Below are 23130 nucleotides of genomic sequence, written 5' to 3'. Positions count from 1 at the left end.
AGCCGACACCGGGTGGGGCGCGGGAGTTCACGCCGGCTCCCCGCCCTTCTCGAACAGCGTGATCGGGCAGCCGTCCTCAAGACTCAGGGACACCTCCGTCAGCAGTGCAGACTCACCGAGCAGGGCGAGCGGGGCGTTCACGTCGTATGCCTCGATCGCCTTGACCACGTCGAGCGCGCGGCGGTACGAGGAGGCCTTGACCCGTACGACGGCGGACAGTTCGACAGCGAAGGCGTACTCGGTCATCCCAGCGGCGTCCGCCGGGCGGACAGCAGCGTCGACGGCCTGGCAGCTCACCGGCCCGCCCCCTTCGGTGCGGCTTCGCTCAGCATCACTTCGATGGCCCTGAGCGCGTGATTGACGTAAGCGTGGGACGACGGACGGATCGGTGCCAGCCACTGGTCCGTATGGCCGTTGTGGTACTCGACCGTGGTGGTGCCGTGCGACTTCATCGTCACGACGACTTCATCCTTGGACAGTTCTGCGCCGATCAAGAGCAAGTAGTGCTCGACGTCAGCAAGGTGGTTCCTCTGGCGGCGGGTCAGACGGGGCACAGATTCCTCTCATAGAGACGGGTGAAGCAGGGCGCTACGTCCAGCAGTGGCGGCCCGAGGGGAGTTGAACCCCTTCCCTCCCCCGGCTTGGGGGTCGCTCTACCTACTGAGCTACGGGCCTGCCGGAGAGCGCGGATCGGCCGCTCCTCACTGTCCGGCGTCAGCGGGGTCGATCACCCCCGTCGACTCTTAAGACTATACACGTAAGCAGCTTGCACTGCAAGCCATAAGAGACGGCCACAGAGGCGAGCGAGTCACCCCCGGCGCTCAATACGACCGACCGCGCGACCAGGCCCAGGCTCTCACCGGACACCCCCCGCGAGCGCGCGAGGCAGTCGCGGGAGTCCCAAATTTCCGTCTCTTAAGACTTGCACGCCCAGCTTTCCGTGTGTAGAGTCTTAAGAGACAGCTCGGGGAGCCCCCCGAAATCTCTTGTGCAGAGGCTGCGATGGAGTCGCGGCCTGTCGAAAGGACTTGCGTGATCAGCACCGTCAGCACGACCGCCTCCCCCCGCTCGAACGCGTCGACGTCCGCCGCGTCGTACCTGGAGCCCGCCGACAAGCGCAACCTCGGCGGTGACTCCGGTGGCCCGCTCCTGGAGCTGCCGACCTGGAGCGCTGTGCGGGCCCACTACGGCCTGACGTGGGAGCCGGTGGCTGCGCCGGTCCTGGCCTCCGGCCCCGACGGGCTCCCGATCCTGGAGGGCATCGACGAGTCGGGCAACCCCGTCTACCAGACCGAGGGTGACCACAAGAAGATCGTGAGGGACGACTCCTGGGCGACCCTCGGCATCCCGCGCTCCGGGTACGAGGTCCTCGACCACGCGCTGCTCGGCCGGATCATCGCCCCGGTCATGGAGGCCCCCGGCGCGAAGGTCCGCATGCTCCGTGAACTCCGGGGCGGCCGTTCGGTGATGGGGCTGATCGAGTTGACCAGGGAGGCGCGGGGCTTCGCGGGCGACCCCTCGCCGTGGACCCTGACGGTCGGCTTCCAGGCCTCGCACGACGGCAAGGGGTCCCTGAAGGTGTGGGGCAGCGCGGAGCGCCTGTGGTGCACGAATCAGTGGAACGCCGCCATGAGGCGCTCCCGCGCGGCGGGCCACTTCTACACGATCAAGCACACCAAGAGCGCACTTGACCAGATCGAGCAGGCCCGGCACCTGGTGAGCGTGCTGCGCCGCGACTTCGACGGCTTCCTCAAGGACCGCGAGGCCCTCCACCGGATGCCCGTCACGCGGGCCCAGCGTGAGCAGTTCATCGAGCGCATGGTGCAGCTGCCCGAGCAGGCGGCGGAGATGAAGGAGGACGACTACCGCATCCGCCGCGTCCACGAGCGCCGGGACGTCCTGCGGGGCATCTTCGCCAGCTCCACCATGGCGGGCGTCGGTCTGACGGCGGGCGCGCTGGTGGAGGCGGCCGGGGAGCTGTCGGACTGGGGCGGACGCCAGACGGTGGACGGCCGGATCCGCCGGTCGCTGCTGGAGCAGAACACGTTCAAGATGCGCGCCATGCACGAGGCCCTCGCCCTCGCCGCGTGATCTCCCGTCCGGGGGCCCGCCCCCGGACTGTTCCCGGCCGGTCCGCCGCGACTCGGCGGACCGGCCGCCGCCCTGAACCCAACCCCCGATTCCGGCGCCCACAAGCCGCCTTGACCGAGAAAGAACCCACGACCTCCACATGACCGCAACGCACGTGAAGGGCGTCGCCGTCGTCGCCGACGAGCCTGCCCAGTCCCCGATCAGCCGCCCCGGTGTCAACGTGGTCTTCGACCAGATCCGGCATCTGTTGCTGGCCGACGAAAGCGAGTGGTACGGGTGCGTCCACTGCGACTACGTCTCGCAGAACCCGAACTCCATCCGGCCGCACCTCAAGGCGCACAAGCCCAAGCCCGCGCCGGAGGTGCGCAAGCCGCACAAGCCGTCGGGACCGGTCGGACGGACGGGCACGGCCCCGGCGAACCGCTCGGAGCCCGCCACCCGGCGCCGCCAGCCGAGCAAGCCGGCGCCGCCTCCGACCAGGGACCTGGGATCGCTGAATCTGGGGGAACTGGTTGAGCGCGCGCAGCTCACCGAACAGATGCGCGCCCAGCGGGACGCGGCCCGCCGCGAGGCCGCAGACGCCCAGGCCCTGGCGAACGACTGGAAGTCTCGGGCGGACGACTGGCGGCTGCGGTTCGAGGGCATGAAGGCGCGGATGGAGAAGGCGGAGGGCACGCTGTCCAGGATCCGCGCCATGGTGAAGTAGCGCCCGCAGCGGGGCCCGAGGAAGTACCCCAACCCAACCGCGTCTCTTAAGGCTTGCATTCACTCGACCTTGAACGTATAGTCTTAAGAGACATCAGGGGCTATGAATCGCCTCTCGACCAGGAGAGATCGGAGCCGCAGCATGCGTAAGCACAAGCCGCACAACACCTCGGGCAACCTGGCGCGCGTCGAGGCGGTGCAGAACCGCCGCCGGTCCGGCGCCAGCGGCACTCACGCTGCCGGTCCCCGCCGAGCCCGCGACCGCCGCGGCGGACAGCGCGCGGCCATCCGCTTCTCCGCCGACGCCGGCTGACCGGCCCTCCCGATCCGTCCCCGTTCGAAAGGTTCCCCGCGTGCGCGTCACCGTCTTCCACAACATGGCCCCCGGCTACCGCTCCGGGTACCGCCTTGAGCACCCGATGCTGCCCGTGTACGCCTACGACGCGCCCGACGGGCCGGTCGAAGACCAGCTGTGGCGGGCGGTCGCACTCTTCAACGGCGACCCGGAGTTCTTCGACGACAGCGGAGACCACGACCTCTGCGCCGACTACCGGAACAAGCACCATCGGTCCTTCTGCCCCGGCGACGGCTTCAGCGTCATCACCGAAGGCCCCACCCAGTTCTGGGTCAGCAACGGGCGCTCCCTCGATCCCCTCCCTGGCGGATTCCCGTCCCTCGCCGTCGACGGCGACCACGGGTCCGTGCCGATCGGGCAGCGGATCACGTACCAGGTCCCGGCCTTCAACCGCCAGGTCCGCGAAGGCCTCTTCGAGACCGGCGGCCCGAACGGCCAGACTGCGCAGAACGGGCCTTGCGGAAAACGTGGCTGAATACTCTGCGTGAGCATTCGCCCAAGCTTCTGCAAGGGTTGGGACCGCCACTGAGGGCGGTCCCAACAGGTTAGCGGATCGGGGCGGGGTGGTGGGGCCCGAGGCTGAGGTGTCAGCTCGGTAGTGATCGCCGGGGTTCGGAGTCGCTGTCGCTGAGGTCTGTGGCTTCCGCGTCGGCGTCGGAGTAGGTGGGGTCTTCTTGGTAGCGGGCGGCGCTGGTGGCGTTCTGGGCGAGGAGGAAGCCGAGGACGACGAGGCTCTGGGCTTCGGCGCCGAAGGCGATCATGCGGCGGTTCCAGAGGGAGCGGTCGAACTGGGAGAAGCCTGCTTCGGTGTCTTCGCGGCCTCCGTAGAGGGTTTGGTGGACGGCTGTGTTGTCGGGGATCTGGAGGAGGTGCTCGGCGCGGTGGAAGCCGGTTTCGGCGTCGCTCTGGCCTTCGTCGCGTTCTCCGGCGGTGGTGGTGACGCCGACGGGTTCTCGGTGTTCGTGGGGGCCGCGGGGGCAGATGATCGTGAGCAGGTGGTACCAGCGGTGGCTGTGGGCGCTGGCGCGTCGTTCGAGTCTGCGGACGGGCAGGGGCAGCAGGGTGCTGGTGCCGTCGTCGAGGAAGGCGCGTTCGTGGACGCGTCCGCCGCTGGACCACAGTTCGTGGCGGCAGCGGCCGTAGCTGACGGTGCGGATGTAGCGGGGCTTGGCTCCTTTGTGCTGTTTGTTGATCAGCAGGCGGCCGCGGCGGGCGATGACGTCACGGTGCATGCCGCGGAAGGCGCCGTCGTAGAGCACGCCCATGCAGCCTTCGGCTTCGTCGATGATGGCGCAGGCTAGGTCGAGGGCGACGGCGGCCTCGCCGCCCTCCTGGTCGTGGGGGACGTGGCGGTAGTTGAGGAAGACGCGTCGGAAGTAGCCGCGGTGCCGGGTGGAGAAGACCACGAACTTGGTGCCCAGGACCATCGCTTCTTCGCCCCCGCCCTCCTTCTCCCCGCCGCTCGTGCCGCTGTCCGCTTCGGCCGGCGCCGTGGGTTTGTCGTCCTCGTCGCGGTCGCCTCCGCCTTCCTTCTGCCAGGAGGAGGCGGGGTCGACGCGGTGGCGGCGGATCTCGCCGGTGGTTGGGTCGATGCTGTAGGGGGTGGTGGAGAGGGTCGGGGACTTGGCGACGGTGCCGTCTCCGGCGATCAGCTGGTGACGCTGAGGGCCGCTCCAGGAGCGTCGTGCGTCGGTGGGCAGCAGTCCTTGGCGCAGAGCCTGGGTGAGGGCGAGGTTGGCGAAGGCGTCGTTGAGTTCTTCCAGGCGGGGGACGAGGAGCTTGCGCTGGGCGTGCTGCCACTGGTGGCGGGAGGGCCCGGTCTTGGGCAGGCGTTTGGCCTCGTCCTTGCCGAGGTGGTGGGCGACGCCTTTGCGGATCTTCTTCCAGACGGTCTTGTCCTGCAGGTCGCCGGCGCAGTAGCGGGCGGAGCCGTGGATGCCGCGCAGGGCGAGGAAGAGGACGTAGACATAGGGCGGGTACTCGGGCGGGCGGCCGGGGCGGGGCCCGGACGTCGATTCGACGGTGGCGGCGAGGCGGTAGAGGTCCTCGAAGCGGGCGACGTCCTTGACCCGGCGGGAGGCGGTGCGCAGGTCGGCTTCGCAGGCCCGGCGGGCGGTCTTCTTGCGCTTGGCGCGCGGTACGCGGTCACCGAAGAGGTCGTCAGGCATCTCGGCTGTCTCCGTTCGGTGCGGCATCCGGGCCGGTGGTGTGCTGCCAGTCGTGGCCGATGAGGGCGGCGGCGCTGTCGAGGGAGCCCATGCCGAGGTGTCGGGCCGCGGCTTCGATGCGGCGGGTACGGGTGAAGGTCTCCCAGCCCGCGTAGGCCGTGATGGAGGCGGGGCGCACAGCCGGGTCGCCTCTGAGCCCGATGCGGTTGATCAGGTCGCGCAGGGCGACGCAGACCCGGGCCTGGATCTGCTCGTCGGTGCCGTTGCGGGACGACACCGCCAGCCGCAGCCGTCGGACGTCCTGGCCGGGCGGTGCGGTGGTCTGGACGTGGTAGGCACGGGCGGCCAGGACCTGGATGGCCCAGGCGTCCAGCGGGCACCAGCGGGGCCGGGTCTTGGTCGAGCCGTGCATCCACACCCGCACGCCGGTGAGGTCGAGGTCGGCGGGGGTGATGTGGCCGATCTCGCCGCTGAAGCCGCCCGCCAGCGCGAGGGCGGCCGCCGCGGCGTGGCGGGTGGGGCGGTCGGTGAACTCCGCCGCCAGGCGCAGTTCGACCGTCTCGGCCTCGTCCAGGGGCCGGGTCTCGCCGACGGTGCGCGTCGGCAGGTCGATGTCGCGGGCGGGGTCGCTGTCGGTCAGGCCGAGCCGGCGGGCGGTGGCGAAGCACATCCGCAGCACACTGCGGCGCAGGTGCCGGGTGGACAGGGAGGCCGGTGCGATGTGCCCGTGGCGGGTGCGGCCGTGCGCGTCGACGAACTGCGTGGCCAGGGCCCTATCGAGGTCGGTCAGCAGTGGGGCGCCGCGCACGGTGGCGAACGCCTCCAAGCGGTGAAGGAGTTGGCCGAACCGGCCGAAGGTCTGCTCGGACATCTCGCCGCGCGCGGCCAGGTCCTGCCAGGCAGTCAGAACCTGGCTGACGGCGGCTGTGAGCGTGACCTCACCGGCCATGACCGACACCCGCCATCGGCGCGGCCACCGGTCCGGGCCCGGACGGCGGCGGGACGGGCGGGTCTGGGATGCGGGGCATACTTCGACCTCCACACGAGCGGTGCGAACATGCACCACCGTGGGGAGGGTTGCGGGTGCCCGCAACGCGAGGGCGTCGAAGTGGTGAAAGGCTCGTCCGTTCGGTGTACGCCCTGACGTTCGCTCAGTGTGCTGGGCGCAGCGGGGTGTTGGGCATGGGTGCTGGTTCCCTTCGGGGGCTGGATGTCATGCTGGCCGGTGCGGGGTGGATGGCGAGGGGATCGAACCCTCCGCGTGCGGGTCCAGAAGCCATACGCGGACACCAGCCGCCACCCCCGGGTGTGCGCCGTCCCGGCCAACGCCGGGACGGCGCACTGCTGTTGTCGGGTGGCGTCGGCGGTCAGGCGGGGGGTGCGAGGGCGCCGCGCAGGCTGAGCAGGACGCCTTCGAGGAAGGCCGCGTACCGGGCGTCGGGCAGGGCCTGGACTTCCCTGCGGGTCAGCCCGAGCAGGGTGGTGCCCGCGGCGCCTTCGGCCAGATCCTCACCCGGCGCCCGCTCGTCCTGCCGCTCGTCCCGCTCGTCCGGCTCCGGTGGCGCAGGTGGCTCCGCCTTCGCTTCCGGCGCCGTGTCCTTGCCTGGCCCGGCTTCCGGGACGGCCGCGGGCGGCACGCCGTCGGGGGGTGCGAGGTGCATGCGCAGTTGTTCGTCGCGGACCAGGACCAGGCCGATCACGAGCCACTCCACCAGGTACATGCCGCGCAGCGGCACCCCGGGCAGGCCCGCACGCAGCCGCTTCGCCAGCTGCTCCTGCGGCAGGGGTCCGTCGGCCAGATGCTGGTCCGCCGCCTCGGCGGACCAGTGCGCCTGCAGCAGCGGGCGCAGCAGCAGCCGAGCCCGGGCGGAGTCCTTGGGCCACAGCTGGGCGAACGCCCGCCCGTGGTCGGTGACCGCGTACCGGCCCCGCCCGGCCCGCACCAGCCCCACGTCCGACAGGAAGGCCATGCAGTCGCCGACGGTGGCCGGGCTCCGTCCGGCGTGCTGCGCCAGCCGGTCGCGCTGCACCTCGCCCGCGTGCTCGGCCAGGAAGGCGAGCCCGAGAAGGATGTTGATCTGCTGGGCAGGGCTGGAGCGGCCGCTGGGCAGTGTCCGGCGCGGCACCGCGCCGGACACTGCCGACTGCCCGGTCTGCCGGCGGGGTGCTTCCCTGCCCGCCTGCCAGGGCGTACTGGAATTCGGATGCGAAAAGAATGACACGGTGAGCCCATTTCCTGGCCCATGGTGGGCCGAATTTACTCCGGGCTCTCGCGTGCACACCGAAAAGTGCATATAGTGAAGGCGATGCGTGAGCCCAGAAAACCGCGCGTCCCAGTGCCGCCGAACTAGGCCTCGGCGGCACTCGCGTGTGTACCTCTAACGTGCTGCGTGGGATATGGCGTCCGCTAGGTATCACCGCCCCTGGCCGGAGGGATCCCGTACACACCGCGTGCGACCCTGGCCAGCGCTCCCGCCCGCACTAGTTCGGTCAGTTCCGGTCCCAGCCCGCTGAGTTTGATGTCCGGGCGCACGGCGCTCAGGTGCGCCGCGATCTCCCACCTCTGTACGCCGCGCTCCTGGCCGCGCACGAAGGCGAGGATCTCCTGCGCGAGCGTCGGCCGTGCCCGGCTCGCCTCCGGGGGCTGAGCGGCATCCGGGGTGGGGGGCGGTTCCGGCACGTCATCGGACATCTGCGCGGCGTCGGCCAGCAACTCCTCGGCGCCGCACGCCACCCGCTGGGAGACCTCCGCCCGCGTGCTCGCGGAGTCGAACGCACTCTGGGCCGCCCCCATTTCCTCCTGAGCCCGGGCGAGGCGGTCTTTCGCCGCCGTGAGCCGCTCCTCGTCGTCGGCCGCCAGCGACCTCAGCTCGGTCAGGACGGCCCGCGCTCCGCGTGACTGCACGAAAGAACCTCCCCTCAATTCCCGGATCCGGAATCCGCAATGAGCGTATCCAGCAGCACCTCAGCCCGATAGGGATTCTCCTGAAATACCCCAGCCGCGACCCCAGGGGAAAGAGGGGGATAAATTCGAACGGAATCCGAAAGAGGGATCTCAGTCATCGGCATTCGGTGATACCCCGCACGTCCCACGCTCCTTGGCCTGCGCTTTCTTTCCGAGACCTCAGTTACCCAGCGTCAGCGGCATCTGCGCAGAACGGGAGGGGGCGCACAGGAGTGAAAGGCCCCGGCGGGCAGAAAGGGGCCAGGGCCGTCCTCTCGCCCATCGCCCTGCCCGGGGCTCGGCGGCGTCCCGCGGTCGCTCGAAAGTGCGAGGGAGGTGATGTGTCGGTGCGGGTGGGTGCCATCCCGCCGCGAATGGTGTATGTGGTGTATGTATGCACCGAACGATGAGAGTGGGCGCCGCGGCGCCCCGCAGCGAGGACTGGCAGCACACGGGCGCGTGGGATGATCCAGGCATGCCCCGGAGCAGTAACGACAAGGTGCCGCGCGACTACGTCGCTTCAGGCATCTGGCCACATGCCGCTCTCGCCCCCGACGCTCCCGTCAGCGCCCACTACGGCCAGGCCCTCGCCCGCAACATCGAACGCGCCCTCGCCTCCACCGGGCAGAGCCTGCGGACCCTAGCCGAGGCTACGGGAATTACCCACTCCACCATCAGCCGGGTCGTCAACGGCAAGGTGCTGCCCGACCTCGGCACCCTCGCCCGCCTGGAGGCCGCCCTCGGCTTCCAGATCTGGCCCGGCCTTGCGGCACTGCCCCACTCCGTCGCCGCTGACTGACGGGCTCCGTGCCGCCGCGCGGGTGGCGCATCCCCCCGCCTGCCCGCCTGGACGCGCGCGGCGCCGGGAGCTGCCCCTACGCTCACGTCATGTGCATGTATGCACCGGGTGGGTGCTGTGGCTGCGACGTTCTCCTGGCCTGTTTCGACCCCGCGCACCGCATCGCGCTGATCCGCCGCGACGCTCCAGGCGGCGGCCGGCGGCTGGACCTGCCGACCACCCGGCGCCGGGCGGACGAGCCGTACCGGCAGGCGGCCGACCGCCTCGCTGGGGCGATGGCCCCTGCCGGTGCGCTCCGATTCGGCAAGGTCACCGGCCGGATCCCCGCTGTCGCGCCGGGCAACTCAGCACAACAGCGGGCAGAACGCCGCCTGTTCACCACGCATGCCGCCGCGCGGGGTGACCTCCACGCCCCGGGGGACGGCGCGCAACTGGTGTGGCTTCTGCACGGCGACGCCGCCGCACAGATGACGCACCTGGCGATCGCCGACCTCGACCTCTTCCTCCAGGGCTACGCGGAGGGCTGGATCCCGGACGGCTGGATCACGCTAGGCTGAGCCCATCCCCGGGGCCTGCCTGTCTCGCCTGACTCCCGCGCCCTCAAGCGGGGATCGGGACCTGCCGTTCCTCGCCATCCGTTCGCCCCCGGAACCGGGCCGCAACCCGCGCGGTGATCTCGCCGCTCAGCCTCAGAGGCTTCTCCGCCGAGCCGGTCACCGCCGACACGCTCCAAGTGGCCTCCGGCGTACGCTACGACCTCCTGGTCACCCTGGACGACGGGGCCTTCCCGCTGGTCGCGGTCGCCGTTGTGGCCCGCCTGGTGGCCGGGGCCGCCGTGGGCCGCCGGCTGGTGCTGCGCGTACGGCCGGGAGCGGGGTGGATCACCTTCGGCCGGGCCTTGGTGGTGCTGGAGATCCGTCAGCAGGGCAGGGCGGAGCTGTTGATGAGTACGGGCCTGCACTGACCGCGCGCAACCCCGGCCCGGGCCAGGCCTCTTCCACGGCATTGCGGACGCGGCCGTGCGACCTGCCGGAGACACCCCGAGCGGGCGGAGCAGCAGTGCACGGTACGCCCCGGGTGGCGTCACCGGCGCTCAGGCGGCCGAACCGCCCTTTCGCGGCCTCGCGTACGACGTCGTCGGCAACACTGCCACGTACCGTCGACGCCCCTGGCGTCCTGAGCCGCACGGTGACGACGCACCTGCGCGCGGCCGGCACCTGGGTCGGGCCTGGTCACCCCAGGCCAACTGGCCGTCGCGGCCCGGCGTCCGGAGCGCGGCAGGAGATTCCGGCGGGCCCGGAGCGGCTGTGCGCACAGTCGGAGCGTCAATGTCGTACTCGTGGCGGCTGCTCGCCGGCTGGGAACGGCGCGAGCGTGACTGAGCCCCGGGGTCGCCGACAACCGCGGCCGGCCAGTGCATACTCGCGCGAGACGATGAACCCGGTCGGCGCGGCGGTCGCTGGACCTGCCGACCCGAGGCGTGGAGGTGCTCGCACATGGCCATGGCGTGGCTGCTCGTCATCGTCGCCGGACTGTTCGAGACCGGCTTCGCGGTGAGCCTCAAGCTGTCCGACGGCTTCACCCGGCTCTGGCCGACCATCGGGTTCTGCGTTTTCGCGCTGGCCAGCTTCGGTCTGCTGACGCTCTCGCTGAAGAAGCTGGATGTCGGCCCCGCGTACGCGGTGTGGACCGGCATCGGCGCGTCGGGCACGGCGGTCTACGGCATGGCCTTCCTCGGCGACCTGGTCTCCCCCTTCAAGATCCTCTCGATCACGTTGGTGATCGTCGGGGTCATCGGTCTGCAGCTGTCCGGTTCCGCCAGTGAGCCCGGCGACCGCCCACCGCAGCTCTGACCAGCTGGTGAAGGTCGCAGCCGGGCGAAGTGCCGGCCGCGCGCAGGTGCGGCGTCCACGAACAGTGCACACTGCCGACGTACCGCGCGAACTCGAAGCCGCACAGGGCGACCGGTTTTACCCGGCAGACTCTCCAGCAGGTGACGCTGTCGCGGAGCACGCACCGCGTCTTGAACGACTGCCGTCCGACTCCTACGGCACCGAGTCTCTCCGACTCGGCAGTTCCCATCAGGAGCTGTGGGCCGTTGTCGGAGCCACGGGTGTACGCGGCGCGGGTTCGGCGGGCGGAGTGGGTGCTTCGGGCAGCCGCAGCCGTTTGAGGGCGAGGGCGTTGACGGCGACGATGATGCTGGAGCCGGACATGGACAGGGCGGCGATCTCGGGGCGCAGGACCAGGCCGATGGCGGGTTCGAAGACGCCGGCGGCGATGGGCAGGGCGATGGAGTTGTAGCCGATGGCCCAGGCGAGGTTCTGGCGCATCTTGCGCAGGGTGCCGCGGCCGATGCGCAGGGCGGTGGGAACGTCGAGGGGGTCGGAGCGCATCAGTACGAGGTCGGCGGTCTCGATGGCGACGTCGGTGCCGGCGCCGATGGCGATGCCGAGGTCGGCCTGGGCCAGGGCGGGGGCGTCGTTGACGCCGTCGCCGACCATGGCGACCTTGCGGCCGCTCGCCTGGAGTTCGGCGACCTTGGCGGCCTTGTCGCCGGGGAGGACCTCGGCGATGACGGTGTCGATGCCGAGCTGTTCGGCGATGCGGTCGGCGGTGGCCTGGTTGTCGCCGGTGAGCATGACCACCTCGACGCCCAGGGCGTGCAGTTCGGCCACGGCTTGCCGGGAGGTCTCCCGGGGCGCGTCGGCGATGCCGATGAGACCGGCGGCGCGGCCGTCTACGGCGGCGGTGACGACGGTGCGGCCGGTGGTGGCCAACTCCTTGCGGAGCTGGTCGAGTTCGCCCAGGTCGATGCCCTCACGCTCGGCCAGGCGGCGGTTGCCGACCACCACGCGGTGACCGTCGACGTCGGCGATGGCGCCGTGCCCGGGGACGTTCTCGAACCGCTCGGCGCGCACCGCGTCCACGCCGTGGGCCTCGGCGTACCGGACGACGGCCTCGGCCAGCGGGTGCTCGGACTCCCGTTCCACCGCGGCCACCAGCCGCAGCAGTTCGCTCTCAGCCGTCCCGTCGACGGTGACCACATCGGTCACCTCGGGTTCGCCCTTGGTCAGGGTCCCGGTCTTGTCCATGACGACGGTCTGGATACGTGCCGAGGTTTCCAGGCCGACGGCGTTCTTGAACAGCACGCCCCGCTGGGCGCCCAGCCCGGTACCGACCATGATCGCGGTGGGGGTGGCCAGACCCAGGGCGTCGGGGCAGGTGACGACCACGACCGTGATGGCGAACAGCATGGCCGTGCCGAGCGAGCGGTCGGTGGCCAGCAGCCAGACGGCCAGGGTCGCGGCTCCGCCGATCAGCGCGACGAAGACCAGCCAGAAGGCGGCCCGGTCGGCGAGCCGCTGTCCAGGGGCTTTGGAGTTCTGGGCCTGTTGCACCAGCTGGACGATCTGGGCGAGCGCGGTGTCGGCGCCGACTTTGGTGGCCCGCACGCGCAGGGTGCCGTTGGCGTTGATGGTCGCGCCGACGACCTGGGAGCCGGGAGCCTTGTGCACCGGCAGGCTCTCGCCGGTGACCATCGACTCGTCGACCTCGCTCTCGCCCTCCTCCACGACCCCGTCGACGGCGATCTTCGCGCCGGGGCGGACCAGCAGCAGGTCACCGACGAGGACCTCGGCGGTGGGTATCTCGACCGGCTCGCCGTCGCGCAGCACCAGTGCCTTGGGCGGGGCCAGGTTGAGCAGGGTGCGGATGGCGTCGTTGGCGCCGCCGCGGGCGCGCATCTCGAACCAGTGGCCGAGCAGCACGAAGGAGGCCAGCACGGTGGCCGCCTCGTAGAAGACGTCGCCGCCGCCTGTGAGCGTGACGATCAGCGAGTACAGCCAACCGGAGCCCACGGCGACCGCGACCAGCACCATCATGTCCAGGGTGCGGGCGCGGAGCGCGCGTACGGCGCCGTCGAAGAAGATCGTGCACGAGTAGAAGATCACCGGCAGGCTGAGCAGGAGTGCCCACACGTCTTCGCGCAGGCCGAACGGGACCGGTACGTCGAGTCCGAAGACGTCCTCGCCGATCGGTGACCAGATGACGATGGGGATGGAGAAGAGCACGGCGACGAGGAAGCGGTTGCGCATGTCCGCCACCATCGCCGCCATCGACATGCCCTCGTGCCCGCCGTGGCCCATCACCTCGTGCGGAGAGGGCATCGCCTCCGGTGCGGCGTGCGCCTCGTGCTCGGCGTGGGTGACATGTTCCGCGTGAGCAGGGGGAGTCGGCGGCTCGGTGACCGCCGTATGCCCCTCATGGCCCACGTGGCCGTGCGTTGCGTGGGGATGCGGCGGGTCCGGTTCGGCCATCGGATCGCACAGGTGGGCCGGAACGGACTGGCCAGCGCAGTGGTAGCCGCACTCCTCCACCCAGCGGCGCAGCTCGGCCAGCGAGGTGAGGTTCGGGTCGAAGACCACGTTCGCCGTCTCCGACACCGGATTGACCTCGACCTCCAGCACCCCTGGTCGGCGCCCCAGGACGGAGGCGGCGACGTTCTGCTGGGACGCCCAGCGAAGCCCGCCCAGTTCGAGCACAGCCGTGCTGCGCTCCTTGCGGTGATCCGTCGGACGATCCGCGTGATGCTGCACGGGCACTCCTCCTTCGAGTGACGGGGATGCGTGGGGAGCATCGCCCGTGGCCCTTGCCCACAAACTAATGGTTTTAGTATTCCTGTGCGAGTGCGCGGCTCGCCCGCTACTCTCGGCGCACGTCCGTGGGGTGATGACTCCGGTGTGCGTGGAGCCGGGGCGGGCCGGTAAGTGCGGTCAGGATCCGGGCGGCCTGGACGGTGGACGAGATGAGGACGAGGGCGCTGCCCGCCACGAGGAGGCCGGTTCCGGGACCTGGCGCGGCGCGCAGGCCCTGGTAGAGGTCGCCCATCGCGAGTACGGCGAGGGCGAGCAGGGTCCAGAACCAGCGCGGGGCGCGCCGCGGGTCGGCGGCGTACATCAGTGCCCCTTGGGGTTGTTGACCCACACGTTGACGGTGATGGCGGCCAGTACGAGAAGCAGGACGACAGCGGTGGCCGTGGCCGTCTTCCGCTCCCGCCAGAGGCGTTTCGGGCCGCGGTCGAGGAAGGGCACCAGGAAGATCAGTCCGAAGACGCCGGCGATGACGTAGGCGATGGAGGCGACTCCGAACCATTCCTCCAGGGGGAAGTACCACCAGAACATCCACAGCGGGCGGGTGATCTCGATACCGCTTGACGAGCAGCGCGTGCCACACGAGGAGCAGCACGATCAGCCCGGGGCCGATGACCGCGTGCACGGTGTACGGGCGCAGCACGATCGGCACCCGGTCGGTGAACTCGGGGGCGAATCAGATGCCGGCGCCGCCGAGCAGCTTGGCGACGTCCAGGTTGTGGACCAGCGCCTCGTACCCTTCCTGGTCCCACTGGATGACCGTGCAGTGAAGATCGCGAGGAAGGTGAGCAGGAACATGGCGCTGCCGGTGATCCAGTTGCCCTCGCGCGGCTTCTTGAAAGAGGCGTGGAAGAAGACACGGAGCAGGTGCAGCAGGGCGAGGACGAACATCGCCTGCGCCGGCCAGTAGTGCAGGCCGCGGGCGAAGCAGCCAAGCCAGACGTCGGTGACCAGGTCGCGCACGGACTGGTTGGCGTCCTTTGGGGTCGGTGAGTAGAACTGCGCGATGTAGATCCCGGTGACCAGCAGCGTCACGAAGGACACGACGGTCAGTCCGCCCAGGCTCCAGGTCAGGTTGTTGGCGTGCTCGGACATCGGACAGGCCAGCGCCTTGATGCCCATGCGTTCGTCGATCGCGTCGACGGCCCGCCGCAGCCGGCCAGGACGAGCGGACTGTGGTGTGGCGGTCTCCGGGCCGGCGGCGGCAGCACGTTCGGGGCGGTGGCTGGTCATGACGCCTCCCGGTGCCCGCGGTCGCGGTGTTCCAGCTCGCGCAGGGTGTGCGGTGGGCGGGAGCCTCCCGGCCAGCACCAGGCGGCGGTCGGTGGCGCGGGCGGAGGGCACCTGGAAGTACATGGCGATGGCCGAGATGAACGCGGCCCCTTGGCCTCGTACACCCGCACCGCTTTGCGGGGCAGTCCCGCGGCCTGGGCTGCCTGCCCGATGGTCAGTGCCCGCAGCGTCACGTCCGCCACCTCCTACCCCCAGTGTTGACCTTGCCCCAGGGGTCAGGTTCTAGCGTCGGGCACGTACGGATGGAGAGCGTGACGAGGGAGGTGATGACCATGCCGTTCCGCGAAGGCGAGGTCTACCGCTGCCCCGATGCGGCATGCGGGTGCGAGCTGACCGTGACCAAGGCGGCCCCGCCGACCTGCACCGGTCGGCAGAGCCCGACGTGCTGCTGCGGCAAGACCATGGTCAAGAAGTCCGGGTAGGCGTCCGCCAGGCAGGAGTGGCGCACCCTGGGCATGCCGGTTGTCCCGCCCCGGCGGGGCATGGCCCGCCGGGGCGGTGCGAGGCCGGTTCAGCAGCAGCCGCCCTGGGCGTTGCCGGCGAGGACTTGCTCGATGATGGGCCGTCCGACCTCGAAGGCGTCGGCGACCGGCAAGACCTGCGCGTCGGGGTGCTCGCCCAACCAGTCATTGGCGGCGTCGGCGCCGGCGAAGAAGTGGACCTGGTTGCAGAAGGCGGCGCGGACCGAGGTCGGTGCGTCGGGGGTGACCACGGAGACGACGGCCGTAGTCGGCTCCACGTGCGTGGGTCCGTCGGGGGTCACGGTGAGGCGGACCGGTTCCCCGGTGGCCCGGCAGGGGGAGGTGACCTGGGCGGTGTGGCCGATGATGGCCGGGAAGACGAGGGTGTCCATGGCGCACCAGGCGTAGAGGGTGCGGCCGCCGGTCTGGTAGCGGTGCGGGGTGGGGTTGTGGGTGAGGCCGTTGCCGATGATGCGGCCAGCGGTGTCGTATTCGGTGTCGGGCATGTCGGCCAGTGCCTGACGGATCTCGTCCACGGTGCGGTCGGCCTGGGCGGCGAGCTGGTCGAGGGTGACCGGCTCACCGCTTGCCAGCAACGTCAGTAGGGGGCGCAGGAGCGAGAGCTTCACGCCCGGGGCGCGGTTGACGGTGTCGGTGAAGCGGGTGGCGAGCTTGCGGGTGTCGGTGTCCACAGCGGGTCCTTCCCTTCCCTTCCCTGTGCGTGGATGGGTCCGATGCCACCGACCGTAGGGTCTGCCCCAGGGGTGAGGGTCAAGCCCGCGTCTCGCAGCCGCGCGGATCACCGGCCCAGCACAGGTCGCCCTCGGCGAGATGCTGCTGGTGCTCGGTCTCGAACTTCTCGATGCGGTCCAGGATCTGCTGTTGGGCGGCGATGCGCTCCCGCAGCCGCTCGCGGGAGCGGTGCAGCAGCTCGGCCAGATACGAACCGATCTCTCGCCCGGCGCCGTCCTCCCCGGCGGCGGTCAGCTCACGGATCTCGGCGACGGTCAGCCCGAGGCCGCGCAGTTCGCCGATGAACCGCACGCACCACAGGGCGTCGGTGTCGTACAGGCGGTAGTTGGCCGGGCTGCGGCCGAGGGTGTAGATCAGGCCGAGGTCGGTGTACTCACGCAGGGCCTTGACGGTCACGCCGGTGCGGCGGGAGAGCTCTCCGACCGTCATCGGCCGGGCTCGCTTCGCACCCATGAACGCCTCCGCATCGGTCAGGGCGCTCTCAGCCGGCGCAGCAGGAGAGCTTGACGACATCGCTGGTGAAGGTCTGGGCGGCGAGCTTGAGGGCTTCGGCCATGGTCAGGTACGGGGCCCAGGTGTGGGCGAGCTGGTCGACGGTCATCCCGGCGGTGATCGCGTAGGTGGCGGCGGTGATGAGGTCGCCGGCGCCGTCGGCGATCACGTGGACGCCGAGCACGCGACCGGTGTCGGCGTCGGCGACGAGTTTGACCAGGCCGCGGGTGTCCCTGTTGGCCAGAGCGCGGGGCACATGCTGAAGCGGCAGGGTGCGGCAGTCGCAGCGCAGCCCGGCCTCGGCCACCTGGGCGTCGGTCATCCCCACCGCGGCGATGGCCGGGCTGGTGAAGGTGACCCGGGGCAGCGCGGTGTAGTCCAGGGTGCGGCCCGCCCCGGCGAGGGCGTTGTCGGCGGCCAGGGTGCCCTGGGCGGCGGCGACGTACACGAACTGCGGGCCTCCAGCGACGTCCCCTGCGGCCCAGATCCGCTCGTTGGTGGTGTGCTGGTGGTCGTCGACGACGACTTCGCCGCGCGTCCCGGTCTTCACCCCCACGGTGTCGAGGTTCAGCCCCGCAGTGACCGGGCGGCGGCCGGTGGCGATCAGCAGCTGCTCGGCCCGCAGCTCGGTGAGGGCTTCGCCGCGGCGGGCGGTGACGGTGTAGCCGTGCTCGTCACGCCGGACGGCGGCCAGCGCGGCGCCGGTGTGCACGGCGATGCCCTCGTCGGCGAAGACCTCCTCGATCGCGGCGGAGACTTCGGGTTCCTCGAACGGGGCCAGCCGGTCCAGGGCCTCGACGACACTCACGCGGGTGCCGAGGCGGGCGAAGAGCTGGGCCTGCTCCAGGCCGACCGCGTTCCCGCCGGCCACCACCATCGACTCCGGCGGCGCGTCGAGCTCCATCGCCGTGGTGGAGGTCAGGTATCCCGCCTCCTCCAGGCCGTCGACGGGCGGGGCCCAGGGGGCGGAGCCGGTCGCGATCAGGTAGTGCGCGGCCTTGATCCGGCGGGCGCCACCGCCGTTCAGCGCGACGTCCAAGGCCGGGGCCTCGGTGGTCCCGGTGAAGGTGGCGGTGCCGTGCACAATCTCGAAGCCGTAGTCGGCGGCCAGGTCGGTGTACTTCTCCGTGCGCAACTGTGCGACCAGGGCGTCCTTGCCGCCGATCAGCGCCGGGAAGCCGACCGGGACGTCGGCCGGGGCGAGTCCGGGGAACCGTCCCGCCGCAGCGGCGCCGTGGCGGGCCTCGGCGGCGGCCAGCAGCGCCTTGGACGGCACGCAGCCGACGTTGACGCAGGTACCGCCGGTGGTCCCGCGCTCGACCATCACCACCCGCCTGCCCTGATTGGTGGCGGCGATGGCGGCGGCGAACGCCGCCGAGCCGGAGCCGATGACCGCCAGGTCGTAGCCGGATTCCGTCGTGGTCACGATGCCGCCTTCTCCTGCGGAGCCCGGGATTCCAGGCCCGCTGCTATGCGTCTTGCCGAATATCTCATTGCCGCCATACTATACGGACATGCGAATAGTTCCAGTTGTGGAGGCCACCCGTATGCCCCAGCGCCTTAACACCCCCGCCCCGGCGGCGTCGGCTGCCGATGAGGTGCCCTGCACCCATCTGGACACGGTGGCCAAGTTCTTCCGCGCCCTGTCGGACCCCACCCGGCTGAAGCTGCTGGAGTTCATCCTGCGCGGCGAGCGCACCAGTGCCGAGTGCGTCGAGCACGCCGGAATCTCCCAGCCGCGCGTCTCGGTGCACCTGTCCTGTCTCGTGGACTGCGGCTACGTCACCGCCCGCCGGGACGGCAAGAAGCTGCGCTACTCCGTCGGCGACCCGCGCGTGGCGGACCTGGTCGTCCTGGCCCGTTCGCTGGCCGCGGACAACGCCGCCGCCCTGACCTGCTGCACCCGTATCCCCGGCAACTAGGGCTGAGACCCGCAAGGAGCACCCCGCCCATGCCTGCGACCCACCGGCCCCCGGCCGCAGCAGGGAGGCCTCCGGCGCCGGCACGGCCACCGCCGGGCTCGGCGTCGCCCTGCTGATGATCGCCCGCTACGGCCCCCGCGTCACCGCCGCCGTCCTCGTCGCCACCGGCGCCCACCTGGCCTGGTACTGGTACCCGACAGCCACCAACGGCACTGCCACCAGTTCGGGGGGCCTGGCCCGCTTTTCCGCCACGGTCTCCACCTGGATCCAGGCCCATACCATCCTCGTTGCCGTGTCCGCAGCGATCATTGGTCTCGCCGTGACCGCACGTGTGCTCCGCCACCGCCTTCGCTCTCGGAACAGCGCACCGTCCACGCGCACGACGACGTGCCGCAGCCCGTCCCGGCTGCCGCCCTTCCGACCAGCAACGGGAATCCGACGGCCCCTGCTGCTGACCCGCCCTCGCAGAACCGCACCAGGAAGCGTCCGATGAGCGCCGCGCCCGCCAACTCCAACCAGACGGGCGGCCTGGCCCACCGGATCGCGGGCCGACCGCTCACGGCCGCCCTTGCCGCGCTGGGCACAGTGGTCACGTTGCTCGGGACCGGGCTGTCCCTGATCGGTCTGTGCTGCGGCGGCGCGCTGATCGCCGCAGGCGGGGCACGGCCGCCACCGGCACCACCGCGGGCACCCCCAGGGCATGGCTGTTCCTCGCGGCAGGAACCGCCCTGATCGCCGCCGCCTGGCTCGCCCACCACCGACAGCGCAGGTCACGCGGAGAGACGGAGAGGCGGCGCACGGCGATGACTACAGCCTCCGGTCGCGGTCTCCGCCCGCGGGTGTCCGAACGGGGCACCACAGCCAGAAGGCCGATCACCTGTCCCGGCTGCACAAGATCGAGGGCCAGGTGCGCGGGGTGGCGCGCATGGTCGACGAGGACCGGTACTGCATCGACGTCCTCACCCAGATCGGCGCCGTCACCCGGGCGCTTCAGGAGGTCGCCCTGGGCCTGCTCGACGACCACGCCAGGAACTGCCTGCTGACCGCAGCCCGTTCGGACCCGGAAGACCCCGCGACGCGAGGCTCGGCGAACTCGCCCTCGCCCTGCGCCGGTTGACGCGGATGTGACCTCGGTCGTCCGTCGGCGGTCCGACGAGAGGGCCGTTGTGTGGACGCTGGGGCCAGTCGCCCATCCCCCAGGCGGCAGGCGAGCGGCCCTGGCCACGGGGTCGCCACACACAAGAGAGCCACGCTGTTCGGGGTGTGGGCAAGGTCTGCTCCGGCTACGACTTGGCGTCCATGACGCCCGCCCTCCAGAGTCCGATGGCGGCCGCGACAATGCCGCCCCCCAGGTAGAAGAAGGAGTGGCCGCCGGGGAGCACTTCCAACTCGCTGAACTCCTCTATCCAGTTCACCACGATGACCACCAGGCTCAGCCCGAACAGGGACCATCCGAAGATCCTGTTGGGCACGGACCGGGTGTGCACCTTCCCGATCTTGAGCTTGCTGTGCTTGATGCTGTTGCTGCCGCTCATGCGCTCGCCTTCTCTGCCGCGGGGGCGTCCGCCCCGGTGTCGTTCTGCGCGATGTCCTCCATGCCGGGGCGCCGACGGGCCGAGATCACCAGGTAGGTGACGGCGCCGGCGAACACCACGATCGAGGTCCAGTTGTTCAGCCGCAGGCCCAGGAACTGGTGCGCCTCGTCGATCCGCAGGTACTCGATCCAGAACCGGCCCGCGGTGTAGGCGGCCACGTAGAGCGCGAAGGTCCGCCCGTGACCGAGGGCGAAGCGCGCTCCGGCCCAGATGACCAGCACCGCGACGCCCACGTCCCACAGCGACTCGTAGAGGAAGGTGGGGTGGAACGTCGCCACGTTCTCGTAGCCTTCGGGCCGCTTGTCGGGAGAGATCTCCAGGCCCCAGGGGAGGGAGGTGGGGCGGCCGAAGAGCTCCTGGTTGAACCAGTTGCCCCAACGCCCGATCGCCTGCGCGAGCGCGATGCCGGGCGCGACCGCGTCCGCGTACGCGGGGAACGGAACCCCGTGCCGGCGGCACCCGATCCACGCGCCCAGGCCGCCCAGCGCGATGGCGCCCCAGATACCGAGGCCGCCCTCCCAGATGTACAGGGCCTTGATGGGCTCGCCGCCCTCCCCGAAGTACGCGTCCGGGCTGGTGATCACGTGGTACAGGCGGCCACCGACGAGCCCGAAGGGCACCGCCCAGATGGCGATGTCCGCGATCGTCTCCTTCTTGCCGCCGCGCGCCACCCAGCGGCGCGTGCCGAGCCAGACGGCGACGAAGGCGCCCAGGATGATGCAGAAGGCGTACGCCCTGAGCGGGACCGGGCCCAGGTACAGGACTCCGGTCGACGGGCTGGGCAGTGCGGCGAGTTCCATACCTGCACTATAAGAGATTCAGCTAAGTAGCTTAGTAAACGGTTGGTCATGCTCGGGCCTGGAAGCAGGCGCCTGAGCTGCGGCTGCGGCGCGCCGCGAGCGACGCAGCGAGAGCGCCAGACCGACGAGAACGGGCGCCCCCAGCAGCACCTCGGGCCACACACCGAGCCACTCGGAGAGGGTGAGCCCCGAAGCGAGCGGCACCCGCTCCACCAGGTGGCCGCCACGCCAGGTCCCCAGCCGGTCCATGACCTGTCCGTCCGGCCCGACGACGGCGCTCACCCCGCTCGTCGAGGCGAGGGCGACCGCCCGTCCGTACTCGATCGCGCGGATGCGGGCCATCGCCAGCTGCTGCTCGGACTGCCCGGCCTGGAGACCGCGCTCGTACGTCGCGTTGTTCGTCTGGACGACGAGGAGGTTGGCGCCCGCCCGTACGGTGTCGCGGACCCGGTCGTCGTACGCGATCTCGTAGCAGATCACGTCACCGAGCAGTACCCGCCCGGCCGCCAGCGGGGCCGTGGAAGTACCGGGCAGGAGGTCGCGGGGGATGAGCTGGAGCGCGCCGAGGCCGCCGAGGAGCGAGCGGGCCGGGATGTACTCGCCGAAGGGGACGAGCTGGCGCTTGGCGTACCAGGAGACCGGGCCCTGGCCGGGCAGCCACAGCTGACCGGCGTTGTAGGCCCGGGCGCGGGGGGCTTCCAGCATGGCGCCGATGAGGAGGGGGCTGTCCAGTTCGCGGACCGAGTCGGCGACGAGGGAGCCGAGCTCCGGATCGCGTCCCGGGTCGCCGTCGAGGGAGTTCTCCGGCCACAGGACGACATCCGGCCGCGGGACCTCGCCGCGGCGTACGGCGTCGGCCAGGGCCTTGGTCTCGCGGGCGTGGTTCTGTGCGACGTTGCGCACCCGGGCCTGCTCCTGAAGCGTGCGCTCGCGTTCGACGTTGCCCTGGACGACGGCGACCACGGCGCTCGGCCCGGATGTCCCCGGGGCAGGGAGGGCGAGCGGTGTCGCGATCAGGGTGGCCATGCCGAGGCATACGGCCGCGCTGATGTGCCGGCGGCCGCCGCGCCACTCCGTCAGGCCGTACACCAGGAGCGATCCCAGGAACGCGACGGCGAAGGAGAGGGCTGGGCCGCCGCCGACAGCGGCCCAGTCGGCATAGGGGGCATCCGCCTGCCCGAAGGCCAGCCGTCCCCAGGGGAAGCCGCCGAGCGGAGCCCGGCCGCGTACCGCCTCCAGGGCCACCCACCACGCGGCGGTGTACAGCGGCCAGCCCGGCAGCGCGATCAAGCGGGGCAGCGGCATCGCGGCGAGTGCGAAGACTATGGCCTGGATGGCCGTGAGGGTGAGCCACGGGACCAGACCGAGGTTCGCCAGCCAGACGATCAGCGGGGCGAGGAAGGCGATGCCGAAGATCCCGCCAGCGGCGAAGGCGGACCGGGCGCGCCGTCCGCGCACCGCCAGGATCAGCAGAGCCGGACCGAGCGGGGCCAGGAACCACCACCCGACCGGCGGGAACGAGGCGTAGAGAAGCAGCCCACCGGAGGAGGCCGCCGCCCAGGACCGGAGCGTGGCCGCACCGGGGCGGGCCACGCGCGGTGAAGCGGCCCTCACGAAGGCACTGCGCAGACGTTCGCGGTGCGCAGCCGCCGGACCAGCGCATGGACGAGCAGGGCAACCGAAGCCACGGCGAGCACCGGCTGCACCGGCGCGAAGAACGTCAGGGCGCCGCTGACACCGATGGCCAGCACCACGAGTTTGTTGCAGATCGGGCAGCCGACCGCGAACGCCGACAGCAGTCCCGCACCGAGGGCGCGAACGGTACGGGGACGCTCGGGCGGCCCGGCCGCGGGGACGTCGGCCGGGCCGATACGGACGTACGTGGCCACCAGGAGCCCCTCCAGCACGGAACTGACCAGCCACACCGGGTAGTTCCACCACAACACCGGAGTCATCCGCGTGTAGAAGGGGGTCGGCACCACGCCCGTCGGCACGCCGATGACGAGTGCGGCGATCACTGTGACCGCGACTGCCACGACCCATCTGCGGGCGGGCCAGGTGCGCATGGGCTGCTCCTCGGGATCGGGCCGCCGACCGGAG

Annotated in this window: 29 protein-coding genes and 1 tRNA gene; 12 read left to right on the top strand and 18 right to left on the bottom strand. The window is 71.0% G+C overall.

From position 1 onward, the window contains the following. Nucleotides 1-27: 27 nt before the first annotated feature. The 3 genes from RMT89_RS12030 to RMT89_RS12020 form a co-directional block, all read right to left on the bottom strand. Nucleotides 28-297, bottom strand: a complete 270-nt coding sequence (locus RMT89_RS12030; RefSeq protein ID WP_139063525.1) for a hypothetical protein — start codon at nt 295-297, stop codon at nt 28-30. Continuing rightward, nucleotides 294-554, bottom strand: coding sequence for a hypothetical protein (locus RMT89_RS12025; protein WP_007491907.1), 261 nt, complete (start codon nt 552-554; stop codon nt 294-296). Before RMT89_RS12025 ends, RMT89_RS12030 begins: the two co-directional genes overlap by 4 nt. Before the next feature lie 47 nt (nt 555-601). Then, nucleotides 602-674, bottom strand: a tRNA-Ala gene (locus tag RMT89_RS12020). Nucleotides 675-1032: 358 nt separating this feature from the next. Between RMT89_RS12020 and RMT89_RS12015 the strand changes: the two genes are divergently transcribed. From RMT89_RS12015 to RMT89_RS12000, 4 genes are all read left to right on the top strand, one after another. Beyond that, entirely contained in the window at nt 1033-2091 is a 1059-nt protein-coding gene (locus tag RMT89_RS12015; protein ID WP_007491905.1) for a DUF932 domain-containing protein, read from the top strand. A 139-nt stretch (nt 2092-2230) separates the two neighbouring features. Beyond that, entirely contained in the window at nt 2231-2797 is a 567-nt protein-coding gene (locus RMT89_RS12010; protein WP_007491903.1) for a C2H2-type zinc finger protein, read from the top strand. Nucleotides 2798-2938: 141 nt separating this feature from the next. Then, nucleotides 2939-3109: a hypothetical protein gene (locus tag RMT89_RS12005; protein WP_007491901.1), complete on the top strand. Its 171-nt coding sequence runs from the start codon at nt 2939-2941 to the stop codon at nt 3107-3109. Nucleotides 3110-3149: 40 nt separating this feature from the next. Then, nucleotides 3150-3626, top strand: coding sequence for a hypothetical protein (locus RMT89_RS12000; RefSeq protein WP_007491898.1), 477 nt, complete (start codon nt 3150-3152; stop codon nt 3624-3626). Between the two features lie 112 nt (nt 3627-3738). On the opposite strand, the gene RMT89_RS11995 is transcribed toward RMT89_RS12000, so the two are convergent. From RMT89_RS11995 to RMT89_RS11980, 4 genes are all read right to left on the bottom strand, one after another. Further along, the gene (locus tag RMT89_RS11995; RefSeq protein WP_007491896.1) at nt 3739-5319 is read right to left on the bottom strand and encodes a hypothetical protein; all 1581 of its coding nucleotides are present in this window, start codon (nt 5317-5319) and stop codon (nt 3739-3741) included. Beyond that, nucleotides 5312-6268 carry a hypothetical protein gene (locus tag RMT89_RS11990; RefSeq protein WP_007491895.1) on the bottom strand — a complete coding sequence of 319 codons (957 nt, stop codon included), beginning with the start codon at nt 6266-6268 and terminating at the stop codon, nt 5312-5314. The genes RMT89_RS11995 and RMT89_RS11990 overlap by 8 nt, the downstream gene beginning before the upstream one ends. Nucleotides 6269-6686: 418 nt before the next feature. Further along, the gene (locus tag RMT89_RS11985) at nt 6687-7445 is read right to left on the bottom strand and encodes a hypothetical protein (RefSeq protein ID WP_139063524.1); all 759 of its coding nucleotides are present in this window, start codon (nt 7443-7445) and stop codon (nt 6687-6689) included. 281 nt (nt 7446-7726) lie between these two features. Further along, nucleotides 7727-8224, bottom strand: coding sequence for a hypothetical protein (locus RMT89_RS11980; protein ID WP_315883713.1), 498 nt, complete (start codon nt 8222-8224; stop codon nt 7727-7729). A gap of 514 nt (nt 8225-8738) precedes the next feature. On the opposite strand from RMT89_RS11980, the gene RMT89_RS11975 reads away from it, so the two are divergent. The 4 genes from RMT89_RS11975 (at nt 8739) to RMT89_RS11960 (ending at nt 10915) form a co-directional block, all read left to right on the top strand. After that, the gene (locus tag RMT89_RS11975; protein ID WP_063741733.1) at nt 8739-9062 is read left to right on the top strand and encodes a helix-turn-helix transcriptional regulator; all 324 of its coding nucleotides are present in this window, start codon (nt 8739-8741) and stop codon (nt 9060-9062) included. 89 nt (nt 9063-9151) lie between these two features. After that, complete coding sequence (locus tag RMT89_RS11970; RefSeq protein WP_315883712.1) at nt 9152-9619, top strand: hypothetical protein; 468 nt, start codon at nt 9152-9154, stop codon at nt 9617-9619. Between the two features lie 113 nt (nt 9620-9732). Continuing rightward, nucleotides 9733-10026, top strand: a complete 294-nt coding sequence (locus tag RMT89_RS11965) for a hypothetical protein (RefSeq protein WP_007491890.1) — start codon at nt 9733-9735, stop codon at nt 10024-10026. Between the two features lie 538 nt (nt 10027-10564). Then, nucleotides 10565-10915 (top strand): multidrug efflux SMR transporter, encoded by a 351-nt coding sequence (locus tag RMT89_RS11960; protein ID WP_043728274.1) that lies wholly within the window; start codon nt 10565-10567, stop codon nt 10913-10915. A 228-nt stretch (nt 10916-11143) separates the two neighbouring features. On the opposite strand, the gene RMT89_RS11955 is transcribed toward RMT89_RS11960, so the two are convergent. The 4 genes from RMT89_RS11955 to RMT89_RS11940 form a co-directional block, all read right to left on the bottom strand. Beyond that, nucleotides 11144-13660, bottom strand: a complete 2517-nt coding sequence (locus RMT89_RS11955) for a cation-translocating P-type ATPase (protein WP_007491888.1) — start codon at nt 13658-13660, stop codon at nt 11144-11146. A gap of 106 nt (nt 13661-13766) precedes the next feature. Continuing rightward, complete coding sequence (locus RMT89_RS11950; RefSeq protein ID WP_007491886.1) at nt 13767-14021, bottom strand: hypothetical protein; 255 nt, start codon at nt 14019-14021, stop codon at nt 13767-13769. Continuing rightward, entirely contained in the window at nt 14021-14245 is a 225-nt protein-coding gene (locus RMT89_RS11945; RefSeq protein WP_007491884.1) for a hypothetical protein, read from the bottom strand. The genes RMT89_RS11950 and RMT89_RS11945 overlap by 1 nt, the downstream gene beginning before the upstream one ends. A gap of 66 nt (nt 14246-14311) precedes the next feature. After that, on the bottom strand, nt 14312-14947 hold the full coding sequence (locus RMT89_RS11940; protein WP_007491882.1) for a cytochrome b N-terminal domain-containing protein: 636 nt from the start codon (nt 14945-14947) through the stop codon (nt 14312-14314). A gap of 332 nt (nt 14948-15279) precedes the next feature. Here RMT89_RS11940 and RMT89_RS11935 point away from each other — a divergent pair, with 332 nt between their 5' ends. Next, nucleotides 15280-15429, top strand: coding sequence for a hypothetical protein (locus tag RMT89_RS11935; RefSeq protein WP_315883711.1), 150 nt, complete (start codon nt 15280-15282; stop codon nt 15427-15429). Between the two features lie 89 nt (nt 15430-15518). On the opposite strand, the gene merB is transcribed toward RMT89_RS11935, so the two are convergent. The 3 genes from merB to merA all read right to left on the bottom strand — a co-directional run bounded on the left by merB (nt 15519) and on the right by merA (nt 18139). Further along, on the bottom strand, nt 15519-16160 hold the full coding sequence (merB, locus tag RMT89_RS11930) for an organomercurial lyase MerB (RefSeq protein WP_007491878.1): 642 nt from the start codon (nt 16158-16160) through the stop codon (nt 15519-15521). A gap of 79 nt (nt 16161-16239) precedes the next feature. Continuing rightward, nucleotides 16240-16674 carry a MerR family transcriptional regulator gene (locus tag RMT89_RS11925; protein ID WP_208865760.1) on the bottom strand — a complete coding sequence of 145 codons (435 nt, stop codon included), beginning with the start codon at nt 16672-16674 and terminating at the stop codon, nt 16240-16242. Nucleotides 16675-16702: 28 nt separating this feature from the next. Further along, a complete protein-coding gene (gene merA, locus RMT89_RS11920) occupies nt 16703-18139 on the bottom strand; it encodes a mercury(II) reductase (protein ID WP_007491874.1) in 1437 nt (478 codons plus the stop codon). Nucleotides 18140-18260: 121 nt separating this feature from the next. On the opposite strand from merA, the gene RMT89_RS11915 reads away from it, so the two are divergent. The 3 genes from RMT89_RS11915 (at nt 18261) to RMT89_RS11905 (ending at nt 19752) form a co-directional block, all read left to right on the top strand. Continuing rightward, a complete protein-coding gene (locus RMT89_RS11915) occupies nt 18261-18635 on the top strand; it encodes a helix-turn-helix transcriptional regulator (RefSeq protein ID WP_050815002.1) in 375 nt (124 codons plus the stop codon). A 489-nt stretch (nt 18636-19124) separates the two neighbouring features. Beyond that, nucleotides 19125-19367 carry a hypothetical protein gene (locus tag RMT89_RS11910; protein WP_167546282.1) on the top strand — a complete coding sequence of 81 codons (243 nt, stop codon included), beginning with the start codon at nt 19125-19127 and terminating at the stop codon, nt 19365-19367. A gap of 193 nt (nt 19368-19560) precedes the next feature. Further along, the gene (locus tag RMT89_RS11905; protein ID WP_244313292.1) at nt 19561-19752 is read left to right on the top strand and encodes a metal-sensitive transcriptional regulator; all 192 of its coding nucleotides are present in this window, start codon (nt 19561-19563) and stop codon (nt 19750-19752) included. A gap of 166 nt (nt 19753-19918) precedes the next feature. On the opposite strand, the gene RMT89_RS11900 is transcribed toward RMT89_RS11905, so the two are convergent. From RMT89_RS11900 to RMT89_RS11885, 4 genes are read right to left on the bottom strand one after another with little or no spacing between them, the layout of a single operon-like run. Beyond that, nucleotides 19919-20170 carry a hypothetical protein gene (locus RMT89_RS11900; protein WP_007491865.1) on the bottom strand — a complete coding sequence of 84 codons (252 nt, stop codon included), beginning with the start codon at nt 20168-20170 and terminating at the stop codon, nt 19919-19921. Continuing rightward, complete coding sequence (gene lgt, locus RMT89_RS11895; RefSeq protein ID WP_007491863.1) at nt 20167-21030, bottom strand: prolipoprotein diacylglyceryl transferase; 864 nt, start codon at nt 21028-21030, stop codon at nt 20167-20169. The genes RMT89_RS11900 and lgt overlap by 4 nt, the downstream gene beginning before the upstream one ends. Nucleotides 21031-21048: 18 nt before the next feature. After that, on the bottom strand, nt 21049-22644 hold the full coding sequence (gene lnt / locus RMT89_RS11890; RefSeq protein WP_167546281.1) for an apolipoprotein N-acyltransferase: 1596 nt from the start codon (nt 22642-22644) through the stop codon (nt 21049-21051). Continuing rightward, a complete protein-coding gene (locus tag RMT89_RS11885; protein WP_007491859.1) occupies nt 22641-23096 on the bottom strand; it encodes a hypothetical protein in 456 nt (151 codons plus the stop codon). Before RMT89_RS11885 ends, lnt begins: the two co-directional genes overlap by 4 nt. Nucleotides 23097-23130: the final 34 nt, after the last annotated feature.

Origin of the sequence: Streptomyces sp. P17 (genome assembly GCF_032436805.1) — a bacterium.
Classification (GTDB): domain Bacteria; phylum Actinomycetota; class Actinomycetes; order Streptomycetales; family Streptomycetaceae; genus Streptomyces.
This window is presented reverse-complemented; position numbering and strand designations above follow the sequence as displayed.

Excerpts from the sequence above, each read along its gene's own strand:
- RMT89_RS12010 (WP_007491903.1), top strand. The coding sequence starts at position 2,231 with ATGACCGCAACGCACGTGAAGGGCGTCGCCGTCGTCGCCGACGAGCCT.
- RMT89_RS12005 (WP_007491901.1), top strand. The coding sequence starts at position 2,939 with ATGCGTAAGCACAAGCCGCACAACACCTCGGGCAACCTGGCGCGCGTC.
- RMT89_RS11995 (WP_007491896.1), bottom strand. The coding sequence starts at position 5,319 with ATGCCTGACGACCTCTTCGGTGACCGCGTACCGCGCGCCAAGCGCAAG.
- RMT89_RS11990 (WP_007491895.1), bottom strand. The coding sequence starts at position 6,268 with ATGGCCGGTGAGGTCACGCTCACAGCCGCCGTCAGCCAGGTTCTGACT.
- RMT89_RS11975 (WP_063741733.1), top strand. The coding sequence starts at position 8,739 with ATGCCCCGGAGCAGTAACGACAAGGTGCCGCGCGACTACGTCGCTTCA.
- RMT89_RS11970 (WP_315883712.1), top strand. The coding sequence starts at position 9,152 with ATGTGCATGTATGCACCGGGTGGGTGCTGTGGCTGCGACGTTCTCCTG.
- RMT89_RS11960 (WP_043728274.1), top strand. The coding sequence starts at position 10,565 with ATGGCGTGGCTGCTCGTCATCGTCGCCGGACTGTTCGAGACCGGCTTC.
- RMT89_RS11950 (WP_007491886.1), bottom strand. The coding sequence starts at position 14,021 with ATGTACGCCGCCGACCCGCGGCGCGCCCCGCGCTGGTTCTGGACCCTG.
- RMT89_RS11945 (WP_007491884.1), bottom strand. The coding sequence starts at position 14,245 with ATGTTCTGGTGGTACTTCCCCCTGGAGGAATGGTTCGGAGTCGCCTCC.
- RMT89_RS11940 (WP_007491882.1), bottom strand. The coding sequence starts at position 14,947 with ATGACCAGCCACCGCCCCGAACGTGCTGCCGCCGCCGGCCCGGAGACC.
- RMT89_RS11935 (WP_315883711.1), top strand. The coding sequence starts at position 15,280 with ATGCCGTTCCGCGAAGGCGAGGTCTACCGCTGCCCCGATGCGGCATGC.
- RMT89_RS11925 (WP_208865760.1), bottom strand. The coding sequence starts at position 16,674 with ATGGGTGCGAAGCGAGCCCGGCCGATGACGGTCGGAGAGCTCTCCCGC.
- RMT89_RS11915 (WP_050815002.1), top strand. The coding sequence starts at position 18,261 with ATGCCCCAGCGCCTTAACACCCCCGCCCCGGCGGCGTCGGCTGCCGAT.
- RMT89_RS11910 (WP_167546282.1), top strand. The coding sequence starts at position 19,125 with ATGAGCGCCGCGCCCGCCAACTCCAACCAGACGGGCGGCCTGGCCCAC.
- RMT89_RS11905 (WP_244313292.1), top strand. The coding sequence starts at position 19,561 with ATGGTCGACGAGGACCGGTACTGCATCGACGTCCTCACCCAGATCGGC.
- RMT89_RS11900 (WP_007491865.1), bottom strand. The coding sequence starts at position 20,170 with ATGAGCGGCAGCAACAGCATCAAGCACAGCAAGCTCAAGATCGGGAAG.
- lgt (WP_007491863.1), bottom strand. The coding sequence starts at position 21,030 with ATGGAACTCGCCGCACTGCCCAGCCCGTCGACCGGAGTCCTGTACCTG.
- RMT89_RS11885 (WP_007491859.1), bottom strand. The coding sequence starts at position 23,096 with ATGCGCACCTGGCCCGCCCGCAGATGGGTCGTGGCAGTCGCGGTCACA.